At 21.4% G+C, this 13,431-nt stretch carries 10 protein-coding genes, 1 tRNA gene and 1 other RNA gene; 8 read left to right on the plus strand and 4 right to left on the minus strand.

Annotated elements, in window-relative coordinates:
* Positions 1-79: 79 nt before the first annotated feature.
* Positions 80-1,915 carry a SurA N-terminal domain-containing protein gene (locus AB4W67_RS02340; protein ID WP_367682433.1) on the plus strand — a complete coding sequence of 612 codons (1,836 nt, stop codon included), beginning with the start codon at positions 80-82 and terminating at the stop codon, positions 1,913-1,915.
* Positions 1,916-1,987: 72 nt separating this feature from the next.
* Here the strand turns inward: AB4W67_RS02340 and queC are convergent, their stop codons facing one another.
* Positions 1,988-2,698 (minus strand): 7-cyano-7-deazaguanine synthase QueC, encoded by a 711-nt coding sequence (gene queC / locus AB4W67_RS02345; protein WP_367682434.1) that lies wholly within the window; start codon positions 2,696-2,698, stop codon positions 1,988-1,990.
* A 163-nt stretch (positions 2,699-2,861) separates the two neighbouring features.
* On the opposite strand from queC, the gene AB4W67_RS02350 reads away from it, so the two are divergent.
* Positions 2,862-4,604, plus strand: a complete 1,743-nt coding sequence (locus AB4W67_RS02350; protein WP_367682435.1) for a SmdA family multidrug ABC transporter permease/ATP-binding protein — start codon at positions 2,862-2,864, stop codon at positions 4,602-4,604.
* Between the two features lie 21 nt (positions 4,605-4,625).
* Entirely contained in the window at positions 4,626-6,368 is a 1,743-nt protein-coding gene (locus tag AB4W67_RS02355; RefSeq protein ID WP_367682436.1) for a SmdB family multidrug efflux ABC transporter permease/ATP-binding protein, read from the plus strand.
* A gap of 13 nt (positions 6,369-6,381) precedes the next feature.
* On the opposite strand, the gene ffs is transcribed toward AB4W67_RS02355, so the two are convergent.
* An RNA gene (gene ffs, locus AB4W67_RS02360) (signal recognition particle sRNA small type) lies at positions 6,382-6,477 on the minus strand.
* A gap of 125 nt (positions 6,478-6,602) precedes the next feature.
* On the opposite strand from ffs, the gene dnaX reads away from it, so the two are divergent.
* From dnaX to adk, 4 genes are all read left to right on the plus strand, one after another.
* A complete protein-coding gene (gene dnaX, locus AB4W67_RS02365) occupies positions 6,603-7,718 on the plus strand; it encodes a DNA polymerase III subunit gamma/tau (protein ID WP_367682437.1) in 1,116 nt (371 codons plus the stop codon).
* Positions 7,719-7,760: 42 nt separating this feature from the next.
* The gene (locus tag AB4W67_RS02370; protein ID WP_367682438.1) at positions 7,761-8,093 is read left to right on the plus strand and encodes a YbaB/EbfC family nucleoid-associated protein; all 333 of its coding nucleotides are present in this window, start codon (positions 7,761-7,763) and stop codon (positions 8,091-8,093) included.
* Between the two features lie 86 nt (positions 8,094-8,179).
* Positions 8,180-10,060 (plus strand): molecular chaperone HtpG, encoded by a 1,881-nt coding sequence (htpG, locus tag AB4W67_RS02375; RefSeq protein WP_367682439.1) that lies wholly within the window; start codon positions 8,180-8,182, stop codon positions 10,058-10,060.
* Positions 10,061-10,138: 78 nt separating this feature from the next.
* Positions 10,139-10,795 (plus strand): adenylate kinase, encoded by a 657-nt coding sequence (gene adk, locus AB4W67_RS02380; RefSeq protein WP_367682440.1) that lies wholly within the window; start codon positions 10,139-10,141, stop codon positions 10,793-10,795.
* 4 nt (positions 10,796-10,799) lie between these two features.
* Here adk and AB4W67_RS02385 read toward each other — a convergent pair.
* A tRNA-Arg gene (locus AB4W67_RS02385) sits at positions 10,800-10,873 on the minus strand.
* Positions 10,874-11,008: 135 nt separating this feature from the next.
* On the opposite strand from AB4W67_RS02385, the gene folD reads away from it, so the two are divergent.
* Positions 11,009-11,869 carry a bifunctional methylenetetrahydrofolate dehydrogenase/methenyltetrahydrofolate cyclohydrolase FolD gene (gene folD, locus AB4W67_RS02390; RefSeq protein ID WP_367682441.1) on the plus strand — a complete coding sequence of 287 codons (861 nt, stop codon included), beginning with the start codon at positions 11,009-11,011 and terminating at the stop codon, positions 11,867-11,869.
* Between the two features lie 7 nt (positions 11,870-11,876).
* On the opposite strand, the gene cysS is transcribed toward folD, so the two are convergent.
* Complete coding sequence (gene cysS / locus AB4W67_RS02395) at positions 11,877-13,268, minus strand: cysteine--tRNA ligase (protein WP_367682442.1); 1,392 nt, start codon at positions 13,266-13,268, stop codon at positions 11,877-11,879.
* Positions 13,269-13,431 lie beyond the last annotated feature (163 nt).

A 13,431-nucleotide genomic window follows, 5' to 3' on the forward strand; every position in this document is an offset into this window, starting at 1 on the left:
GGCAAAAGGTTGTCAGCCTTTATAATAAAATATTATAAAATTTTGATGTAAAATTTAAAATATTTAGGATTTTTATATTATGATTAAATTTTCTAAACTACGATCAAAAAATATTATAGTTAAATGTATTTTAGGGATAATTATTATATCAATAATATTAAGTACTTTAAATAATTATTTACAAAAAGATACAACACAATACATAGCAAAAGTTAATGAAGAAAAAATTAATTTTGAAACAATAAAAAATATGTTCGATATTGAATTAGATAAACAAAAAAAAATTCTAGGAAAAAATTTTGATACAGTCAGTAAGAATAAAACATTTAAAAAAAATATATATAATTATGTTTTATCACAATTAATAAATAATATTTTATTAGAACAATATACGAAAGAAATTGGATTTAATATAGATCAAAATGAAATTAAAAAAATTATATTAAACTCTGAAATGTTTCAAGAAAATAATAAATTTAATTACAATAAATATTTAAATTATTTAAAATTAAATAATTTAACAAATAATGAATATGTAGATTTTATTAAAAAAAAAATAAATACAATTAATTTAATTCAAACTATTGCTGAAACAAATTTTATATTAGATAATGAAAAAAAAGATATAATAAAATTATTATCAGAAAAAAGAATAATTAAAAAATCGATTTTAAAAATTAATTCTATAAAAGATCAAAAAATAAATCAAACAGAAATTTTAAATTATTTTAAAAAAAATAAAAATAAATTTTACTTTCCAGAAGAATTTAAAATTAGTTATATTCATATAAAACCAAACATATCAAACGTAATATGTAACAATAATGAAATTAAAAATTGGTATATAAAAAATATAGATAAATATTCAACTAAAGAAAAAAGAAGATATAGTATTATTCAAGTAAAAACTAAACAAGAAGCTGATATAATACTATCTAAATTACAAAAAGGAGAAAATTTTGAAAAAATAGCAAAACAAATATCTATAGAACCAATATCTTCTAAAAAAGGAGGAGACATTGGATGGATATCAGTTAATTTACTTCCTAAAGAAATAAAAAAAGCAAATTTAAATCAAGAAAATCAAATATCTAATATTATTGAATTTAATAATGAATTCCTAATTATTAAATTAAATAAAATTTTATTAAAAAAAACAAAAAAAATCTCTGAAGTATTTGATATAATTAAATCTGAAATAAAATATAAAAAAGCTATATCTAAATTTCTAAATTTAAAAAATAAAATTTTATTTTTATCTAAAAAATATAAAAATAATTTTGATCTAATTGAGGAAAAATCTAAAATAAAATCTATAGAAACAGATTGGTTTAATATTAATTCTATTCCAGAAGCATTTAAAAATACTACTTTAAAAAAAATAATTTTAAATAAAGAATTTTATGATAATAAAAAAATATACGTTTTTGAATTAAATAATCATCAATTCTTTATTTTTACTTTAAAAAAATTTAAAGATAAAAAATTTAAAAAACTTCAAGATATAAAAAATAATATTATTAATATTTTAAAATATAAAAAAGCTCTTAAACAAACAACAGAAAAAGCAAAAAAAATTGTATTTCAATTAAATAATGGAAATAAAAAAATAATAAATCAAGAACATTTATTTTTTAATGATTCCGAAATATTATCTCGATATGATAGCAATCCTATTAAATCTAAAATTTTTTCTATACCATATAGAATAAATCAAAAAAATATTTACACTTTCTATCAAGATAAAAATAATGATTTTATTATTGCATTTATATCAAAAGTATATCACGAGAAATTTTCAGAAAAAGAAGAAGAAATTATTATTAAATACTTAGAAAAAAATAATATTGAAAATATATTAAATTGTATTATTAAAAATCTTCATAAAAAATCAAAAATAATATATAAAAAATAAAAAATATATAAATATTTATAATATTTTTTGAAAAATCAGTATAAAATATAAATTATAAATTTGATGAAAAAATTAATTAAAAAAATCAAATTTTTCTTTTAATGTTTTCATATAATATGAAGGATTAGATTTCCATTTATTTAGTCCTTCATAACGAATAAAACATGATTTACATTTTCCGCATCCATTGCCTTTTATACCTTTATAACAAGTGACTGTATGATCAATAATAAATTTAGTAGAATTCCAATAATCTGATAACGCCCAGATTTCCGCTTTACTTAAATACATTAAAGGAGTTTTAAAATTAATTTGATAATTCATACCAATTTTAATAGCATTATTTATCTTATTAATAAACTCGTTTTTACAATCTGGATAACCAGAAAAATCAACTGAATTTATACCTAAAATAATAGAATTAATTTTATGATTGAAAGCATAGATAGAAGATAAAGTTAAAAATAAAATATTTCTTCCTGGAACAAAAGTACTAGGCAATAAAGAATTTAATGGATGATTATTATGTATAGAAATACTTTTATCTGTTAAACTACTTTTAAAGAGGTTACTTAAACATTTAATATCAATAAATTTATGTTTTTTTACTTTAAAATATTTTGATATAAAACGAGAAGAATTTAATTCAGATTTATGTAATTGATTATAATTAAAAGTAAGACAGTAAATATTTTTATATAAATTAGAATAATGTATTAAACAAGTTGTTGAATCTTGTCCACCGCTAAAAACTATTAATATTTTTTTTGATTTTTTAGTCATCTTTTACACTTAATTTTTTTGAAAATATTATAATCAATATTATATATTAAATTATATAAAAAATATTTTATATTTATAATTTTAAAAAGATAAAACATATTAAAAAAATATAATATTAAATATATGCTTTTTTTTAATATTTTAAAAAATTTAGGATTATTCCGTGAGATTATTTAATCAATTAAAATGGTATTTTATACAAGAATGGAAACGCTATTTAGGATCTATTATTTTATTAATAACAATAGCAATTTTACAATTAATACCACCTAAAATAATTGGAATTTTAATAGATCTAATTATTAAAGAAAAAACAAATAGTATTAGAATATTACCATGGGTTTTGATTATTTTATTAATTGCAGTTATTGTATATATTTTAAGATGTATATGGAGGATTCTTTTATTTGGAGCCTCTTATAATCTTGCAACTGAACTACGTGTAAAATTTTATTCATATTTAAGCAATCAAAGTCAAATATTTTTTTTAAAATATCGTACTGGTGATTTAATTGCTAGAGCTACTAATGATGTTGATCGTGTTGTTTTTGCAGCCGGAGAAGGTGTATTAACACTAGTAGATTCATCTATTATGGGATTATCTGTATTAATAATCATGATTACTCAAATTAGTTTTGTATTAACAATAATTGCACTCATACCTATGCCTATTATGGCTTTTTTAATTAAAAAATATGGTCAAGAGCTTCATAACAAATTTAGAAATGCACAACATTCATTTTCTTTGTTAAATAATCAAACACAAGAAATATTAACTAGTATTCGAATGATTCGATCATTTGGACTTGAAGAGAATCAATTAAAAAAATTTAACAATATTGTTCAAAATGCTGGTAAAAATAATATGAAAGTTGCTAAAATAGATGCTCGTTTTGATCCAGTAATTTATTTATCAGTAGCATTTTCTAATTTATTATCTATTACAGTAGGTGGATATTTAGTATGGAATAATATTATTACTATAGGTCAATTAACAAGTTTTATTATGTATCTAGGATTAATGATTTGGCCAATGTTAGCATTAGCATGGATGTTTAATATTGTTGAAAGAGGAAGTGCTGCATGGGAAAGAATTTATTCTATTGTTAATAAAAAACTATATATAGAAGATGGTCAAAAAAAAATATCAAATATTGCAAAAAATATATATGTAAATATTAATACATTTTTTTATCCAAATAATAATACTCCATCTTTAAAAAATATTAAATTTAATCTTTATCCTGGACAAATCCTAGGAATTTGTGGTCCTACTGGATCCGGAAAAAGTACATTACTTAAATTAATTCAACGACAATTTAAAATTACTAATGGTGAAATAATTTATGATTCAATTTCATTATTAAAATTTAAAATTAATTATTGGAGAAGTAAAATTGCTGTTGTAAATCAAACTTCATTTTTATTTTCAGATAATATATATAATAATATCGCTTTAGGAAAACCTAATGCATCTTTTAATGAAATAAAAAGAGTAGCAAAATTAGCAGATATACATAAAGATATTGTATACTTACCTAATGGTTATAAAACTCAAGTAGGTGAACGAGGTGTAATGTTATCTGGTGGTCAAAAACAACGTATTTCTATAGCTAGAGCGCTATTATTAAACACAGAGATATTAATTTTAGATGATGCTTTATCTGCAGTGGATGGCAATACTGAAAATAATATTTTAAATAATTTAAAAATATGGAAAAAAAAAGAAAATTCATTGATAATTGTTTCTCATCGTTTATCAAGTTTGATTTTTTCAGATAAAATTCTCGTTATTAATAAAGGTGTAATTATTCAAAAAGGACACCATAAAAAATTAATTAAAGAAAAAAATTGGTATCAATCTATGTATAATTATCAACAATCTAAAAATGTTGAAAATATTTAAAAAAAATGAGAAATTTATCATATGGATCATTTAATAGAATTTTGGCCAATTTTAAAACGTTTATTAAATTATGCAGCATTATGGAAAAAAAAAATCATATTAGCATTTTTTTTACTAATAGGCGGTTCTATTTCAGAAGTTTTAGGTCCAGTTTTAATTAGTTATTTTATCAATAATATTTTATCTAAACATCAATTTTATTTTCAATCAATATTTATTATTATAATTACATTTATTATATTACAAATATTAGCAGTTTTTTTTAACTATTTTCAAAGTATTTATTTTAATAAAATAGCTGTAGAAGTGATTAATAAATTACGTCATGATGTTATGAATTCAGCAATACAACAACCTATTTGCCAATTTGATTCACAACCTATTGGTCAAATAATTTCTAAAGTCACAAACGATACTGAGGTAATCAGAGAACTATATGATACTGTTGCTCCTACTTTATTTCGCAACATCACATTAATTTTTGTTATATTATTTGCAATGTTTACTCTCGATTGGCATATGGCGATAATCGCAGTTTTTATTATACCTTTAGTTATAATAATTATGTCATTATACCAATATTACAGTACTCCATTACTTCGAGATGTCAGATATTATTTAGCAAATATTAATAATAAATTTAATGAGATTATTAATGGAATTAATGTAATTCAACAATTTAGACAAGAAAAAAGATTTCAAAAAAGTATTTATAATACTAGTCAATTACACTATTTAGCAAGAATGAAAATATTAAAATTAGATGGTTTTTTATTAAGACCACTATTAAGCTTAATATCAGCATTGATGTTATGTAGTTTTATTTTTTCATTTAGCTATTTTCAAAATAAAATATTTGAAGTAGGTATATTATATGCTTTTATTACATATCTTGGACGTCTTAATGAACCGTTAATTTCAATCACTATTCAACAATCTATATTGCAACAAGCAATAGTAGCTGGAGAAAGAATATTTTCTCTTGTTGATTCAAAAAAACAAGAATATGGAGGGAATAAACAAACTTTTAAAACTGGTAAAGTAAATATTAAAAACCTCACATTTAATTATTTAAACAATCAAAAAAATATACTTGATAATATTAATATAAAAATTCCATCTAAAAGTTTTGTTGCATTTGTAGGACATACAGGTAGTGGAAAAAGTACTTTAGCTAATTTATTAATGGGATATTATCCAATAAAAAATGGAGAAATATATCTTGATGATAAACCTATTAATTCTATAAGTCATGATGTATTAAGAAAAAATATTTTAATGGTACAACAAGACCCAATCGTATTGGCAGATACTTTTTTTACTAACATCACTTTAGGAAGAAAAATATCAGAAAATCAAGTATGGAAAGTATTAAAAATTGTTAATCTTTTTGATTTAGTTAAATCAATGCCAAAAGGTTTATATTCAATTTTAGGGGAAGAAGGAAATACTTTATCAGTAGGGCAAAAACAATTATTATCTATTGCTAGAATACTCGTAAAAAAACCAAAAATACTAATATTAGATGAGGCAACTGCTAATATTGATTCTGGAACAGAGCAATTAATTCAAAAAACTTTAACTTCTATAAAAAAAAATATCACATTAATTATTATAGCACATAGATTATCTACAATAGTTGATGCTGATTTAATTGTTGTTCTAGAAAGAGGTAAAGTTGTTGAATGTGGTACTCATAAAGAATTATTTAACATAAAAGGATATTATTCAAAAATGTATAAATATCAATTATCTAAATATTAAACATAAAAAAAGATCCTGCTAGTTGTATCAAAACACCTGCATGAATTGATTTAGCTGCTTCTTTCCAGATCTGACTCATTATTCAACTTAACAGTGTTCAGGACTAACAGGATCTTTTAAATTCCATTTTTTATAAAAAATGGAATTTCATTATTTTATACACGAAATATATAATTTACAACTAATATATAAAAAATTTTTTAATTTTTTATTTGAAATAACAATTTTAAAAAAATGAACTACCAAATACTAGCAAGAAAGTACCGCCCTCAATCTTTTAAAGAAATTATTGGTCAAGAGAATATTATAACTGCTATATGTAATAGCATAGATCTTGGTAGAATTCATCATGCATGGTTATTATCTGGTACAAGAGGTGTAGGAAAAACAACTATTGCACGATTATTAGCTAAAAGTTTAAATTGTAATCTTAAAATTAATTCTGTGCCTTGCAGAATATGTATGATTTGTAAAGAAATAGAGAAAGGAATATCTTTAGATTTTATTGAAATAGATGCAGCTTCAAAAACAAAGGTAGAAGAAATAAAAGAAATTTTAGACAATATTTATTATGCCCCAGTTAAAAGTAGATTTAAAATATATCTAATTGATGAAGTGCATATGCTTTCTAAACATAGTTTTAATGCACTTTTAAAAACTCTTGAGGAACCACCGAAACATATTAAATTTATTTTAGCAACAACTAACATTGAAAAAATACCTAAAACTATCGTATCTCGTTGTTTATATTTTCAACTAAATATATTATCTGAAAATAATATTTTTAATTTTTTAGAATCTATTTTAAATAAAGAAAATATTAATGCTCATCAAGATGCTTTAAAAATAATAGCTAATTATTCAAAAGGAAGTATGAGAGACGCATTAAATTTACTAGAACATGCTATCAGCTTTAGCAATAATAATATAAATGTAAAAAATATCAATAAAATGTTAGGTATACCAAATAAAGAAAATATTTATCTATTAACTAAATTTTTATTAAATCAAGATTATAAAAATATGATGTGTATATTAAATAAAATAAATAAACTAAATATTGAATGGGAAAATATTTTAATAGAAATATTACGTATATTATATCATCTTGCTATGATAAAGTTATATCCTTTAGAATGGAATAATGTTTTTCCTAAAGAATATCAAAAAAAAATACAAAAAATAGCATATGAAAATACAAAAAAAAATATTCAAATATGTTATAAAATTTTATTAAATGGAAGAAAAGAATTAATTTTTTCACCGAATCATAAAATAGGTGTAAAAATGACTTTATTATCAGCAATGACAAAAATAAAATATGAAAATAATAAAAAAAATAATAAATAAATTTATTTTTTAAAAATATTTTACAATATAAGTGAGAAAAATATGTTTAATAAAGGTGGTTTAGGAAATTTAATGAAACAAGCGCAACAAATGCAAGAAAAAATGGCTCAAATACAAGAAGAAATAGCTAAAATGGAAGTTACAGGAGAAGCCGGAGCAGGATTGGTCAAAGTTACTATTAATGGTGCACATAACTGCAGAAGAATAGAAATTGACTCAAGTTTATTAAAAGATGAAGATAAAGATATGCTAGAAGATTTAGCAGCTGCTGCATTTAATGATGCTACTAGAAGAATATCTGAAGTGCAAAAGAAAAAAATGTCGGCTATATCTACAGGGATGCAACTTCCATCAGGATTTAATATGCCAATTTAAATAAATTAAAAAATTTAAAAAATTATTCCTAATAAATACTTTTAATTAATAATACAATATTTTAATAAATAAAAGGATTCTTTTTTATGAATATTAAAAATAAAGAAACATATAAATTTCAATCTGAAGTAAAACAACTATTACATTTAATGATACATTCTTTATATTCAAATAAAGAAATTTTTTTAAGAGAATTAATATCTAATGCATCCGATGCTATAGATAAATTAAGATTTAAATCTATATCATCACCAAGTTTATATCAAAGTAATAATCTTCCAAAAATTCAAATTTCTATTAATAAAGCACAAAAAACATTGATTATTAATGATAATGGAATTGGAATGACAAAAAAAGATATTATTGAAAATTTAGGTACTATTGCAAAATCAGGAACAAAATCATTTTTAAAATCTTTAGAAAATAAAACAAATGATATAAAAAATGAATTAATTGGCCAATTTGGCGTTGGTTTTTATTCGTCTTTTATAGTTTCAGATAAAGTTATAGTACGAACAAAATTTGCTGGAAACAAATCTAATGAAGGAATTTTATGGGAATCTCAAGGAACAGGTGAATATAATATAACAAATATTGCAAAAAAAACAAAGGGAACTGAAATTATATTATTTTTAAAAAAAGAAGAAGAAGAATTTTTAGAAACATGGCGTATTAAAAATATTGTAAGTAAATATTCTGATCATATTACTACACCAATAGAAATACAAACATATGAAGAAAAAAGTAAAACATATATATGGGAACAAATAAATCAAGCTAAAGCATTATGGACAAAAAATAAATCTTCTATTAGTGAAAAAGAATATCAAGAATTTTATAAATATTTAACTAATGACCAAAATAATCCTATTACTTGGAGTCATAATCATGTAGAAGGTACACATGAATATATTAGTTTATTATATATCCCAAAAAAAGCAGAATGGGATATTTGGAATAAAGAAAATAAAAACGGTTTAAAACTATATGTAAAACGTGTTTATATTATGGACAATTCAAAAGAATTTCTACCAAATTATTTAAGATTTATTAGAGGTGTAATTGATTCAAATAATTTACCTTTAAATATTTCTAGAGAAATATTACAAAATAATTCTATTACAAAAAATTTAAAAAAAGCATTAACTAAAAGATCACTAAAAATGTTAGATACATTATCAAAAAATGATAATAAAAAATACCAATCTTTTTGGAATCAATTTGGATTAGTTTTAAAAGAAGGTCCTGCTGAAGATAATGAAAATCTAAATTTAATTGCTAATCTTTTACGATTTACATCTATTAAAAATAATAGTTCAGAACAAACAATATCATTAAAACAATATATATCTAAAATGAATGAAAAACAAGAAAAAATATATTATATTACTTCAGATAGTTATATATCTGCAAAAAATAGTCCTCATCTTGAATTATTTAATAAAAAAAATATTGATGTTTTATTGTTATCAGATAGAATTGATGAATGGATGATGAATTATCTTGTAGAATTCGAAGGTAAAAAATTTCAATCAATTAGTAAAGAAGATGAATCATTAAATAAATTAACAGAAGAAAAAATCACCAATAACAATAATATAAAAACAGATATGTCTGATTTTATAAAAAAAGTTAAAAAAATATTAGGTGAAAAAGTTAAATCTGTCAGATTAACAAATAGATTAACAGAAACTCCATGCATTGTTTTAAGTGACTCAAATGAAATGAGTACACAAATGGCGAAACTTTTTAGTGCAGCAGGACAACCTGTTCCAGAACTAAAATATATATTTGAAATTAACCCAAAACATCCGTTAATTAAAAAAATATCTAAAATTAATGAGCAAAAAATATTTGAAGAATGGATAAAATTATTATTAGAACAAGCGCTATTTGCTGAAAAAGGAAATTTAGATAATCCACATAAATTCATTGCTAGAATGAACAAACTATTTATACAATTTTAAATATATGATTACTACTTACATATAGTAGTAATCCCAATTTTAAAAAACACTTTTAAAAAAATATTAAAAAAATTAATTATGTATATTATTTTATTAGGAGCACCTGGATCTGGAAAAGGTACTCAATCTAAGTTTATTACAAAAAAATATAAAATCCCTCAAATATCAACAGGAGATATACTTCGAGAAAATATTAAAAAAAATAATAATATCGGAAAAAAAATATTTAATATTTTAAATAATGGAGATTTAGTTTCAGATGATATTGTATGCCGTCTCGTTTATAAAAGAATAAAACAAGATGATTGCTCAAAAGGTTTTTTACTAGATGGTTTTCCAAGAACAATACAACAAGCTAAATATATATCATATTTAGGTATTAAAATTAATTTTGTTTTAGAATTTATTGTACCAGATGAATTAATATTAAAAAGAATATCAGGTAGAAGAATACACATAAAATCAGGTAGAACCTATCATGTTTATTTTAATCCGCCTAAAAAACAAGGGGTAGATGATATTACCCAAGAAAAATTAACTATTAGAGAAGATGATAAACTTGAAAGTGTTAAAAAAAGACTTAAAAATTACAAAAAAGAAATTAATCAACTAAATCAATATTACTTAAAAGAACAAAAAAATCAAAATTTAAAATTTTTTAAAATAGATGGAACAACAACACCTAAAAATATTCAAAATAAAATAAAAATTATATTAAAAAATAATAAAAATTAAATTCTGCGTTCTACAGGATTCGAACCTGTGACCTACGGCTTAGAAGGCCGTTGCTCTATCCAGCTGAGCTAAGAACGCATTTAAAAATATAATATTATAAAATTTAACATTAAAACAATATATATGCAACTAAATTAATAATATGTATTGTAAATATATTAAGTATTAAATAATTTTTTAATAAAATTTTTAAAAATTATAGAGTTATAAATAATGTCTGCAATAATCATAGATGGAAAAAAAATAGCAAGATACTTAAAAAAAAATATTTCTAAAAAAATTAATATTAGAAAAAAAAATGGAAATAGAATTCCAGGATTAGCAATGATTTTAATAGGAAATAATCCTGCTTCTGAGGTTTATGTGCATAACAAAATAACAGCTTGTAAAAACGTTGGATTAATTTCTAAATATTGGAATTTCCCTAATTCTATTAATGAAGAAAAAATATTATACCTTATAGAAAAATTGAATAATGATATTAATATCGATGGTATTTTAATTCAATTACCTATTCCTAAAAAAATAAATTACTTTAAAATTTTTACTAGCATTAGACCAGATAAAGATGTAGATGGTTTTCATCCATATAATACAGGTTTATTATGTCAAAGAAACCCAACATTACGAGCATGCACTCCAAAAGGAATTATTACAATGTTAAAATATATGAAAATTAAAACTCATGGATTAAATGCAGTTGTAGTCGGAGCATCAAATATAGTAGGAAGACCTATGAGCATGGAATTATTACTAGCTGGATGCACAACAACTATTACACATAGATTTACAAAAAATTTAAAAAATCATGTAAATAATGCTGATTTATTAATTGTTGCTGTTGGAAAACCAAAATTTTTAAAAGGTAGCTGGATTAAAAAAAATTCAATTATTATAGATGTAGGAATTAATCGATTAAAAAATGGATGTATAGTAGGTGATGTAGATTTTGAATCAGCTTTTCTCAAAGCATCATATATTACTCCTGTTCCAGGCGGAGTAGGACCTATGACAGTTGCAACATTACTTCAAAATACATTAGAAGCTTGTGAAAAATACCATGATAACATATAAAATTATATTATTTTTTATATTTCCAAAATGTTTTATTAGAAGTATCTTCTAGAATTATACCCAATTTCATTAATTCATCACGTACTTGATCAGATGCTTTCCATAGTTTTAAACTTCTTAAATAATTTCTTTTTTTTACTAATATCTCGATTTTTTTAATTTTTTCTTTATTAAGAAATACTTTTTTTTGTAAAAATTCTTTAGGATCATCTGATAAAAAATTTAAATGCATAGCTAATTTTTTTAATCTAAAAGCAAATAAATTAGATTTATATATATCATTTTTTTTAAAATAATTAACTTTTTTAGCTATCTTTATTAAAATAGATAATGCTTGAGGCGTATTAAAATCATCATTCATAGCAGAATAAAATGATTTTTCTAAACTTAATCCAATTTTAAAATTAGGTATAGGATTTGTATCATGTAGTGTATTATATAAATATCTTAATGATGATTCAGATTTTTTTAAATTTCCTTCAGAATAATAAATAGGATGACGATAATGTGTAGATAAAAAAAAATATCGCAATACTTCGGATTGATAATTTAATAAAATATCTTTTAAAAAATAAACATTACCTAAAGATTTAGACATTTTTTGATTATTAATTATCACCATTCCAGAGTGCATCCAAAAATTAATTTTAAATGCCTTATTTAAACATCTAGACTGAGCTATTTCATTTTCGTGATGAGGAAATAAAAGATCTGATCCTCCTCCATGAATATCTATAGAATCTTTAAAAAAAATATTAGTGATAGTTGTACATTCAATATGCCATCCTGGACGACCATTCCCCCATGGTGAACTCCAATAATAATTATCCTTTTGATTGGATTTTTTCCAAAGTAAAAAGTCTAATGGATTCTTTTTTATTGTATTTTGAGTATCACGTGTTCCGGATACTAATCTATTTAATAATTGTTTTGATAAAGTTCCATAATATCGATCATTATCTACTGAAAAAAGAACATCTCCTTCACAATTAATATACGCATGTTTACTTTTAATTAATTTTTTTATTATTAAAATAATATCATTAATATAATCAGTTACACGAGGTTCTTTATTAGGAGGTTCAATCCCTAAATGGTTAAAATCTTCATGCATCATATTAATCATCTTTTTTGAAAAAAAATTAACATTAACTTTTTGTTCTAATGATTTTGAAATAATTTTATCATCAATATCTGTAATATTTCGAATATACTTTACTTGAAAACCTAATAATCTTAAATAACGTACTATCATATCAAAAACAACAAATGTACGAGCATGACCAATATGACAAAAATCATATACAGTCACACCGCAAACATATAAATTAACTTTCTTATCTTTGATAGAAAAAAATTGTTCTTTTTTTCTAGTTAAAGTATTAAAAATTTTTAACATAATCTTCCTATAAAAAATATTTTTAAAATAAAATACATTATTTTCTATAATATCAGTATAATAAATTAACTAAATTAGTTATAATTTTAATATCTTAAATAAAATCTAATAAATTTAATCTAATTTAAAAAATAGATATTAATAAAAAAAATATTTTATAAAA

Origin of the sequence: Buchnera aphidicola (Protaphis terricola), assembly GCF_964059145.1 — a bacterium.
GTDB lineage: Bacteria > Pseudomonadota > Gammaproteobacteria > Enterobacterales > Enterobacteriaceae > Buchnera > Buchnera aphidicola_BP.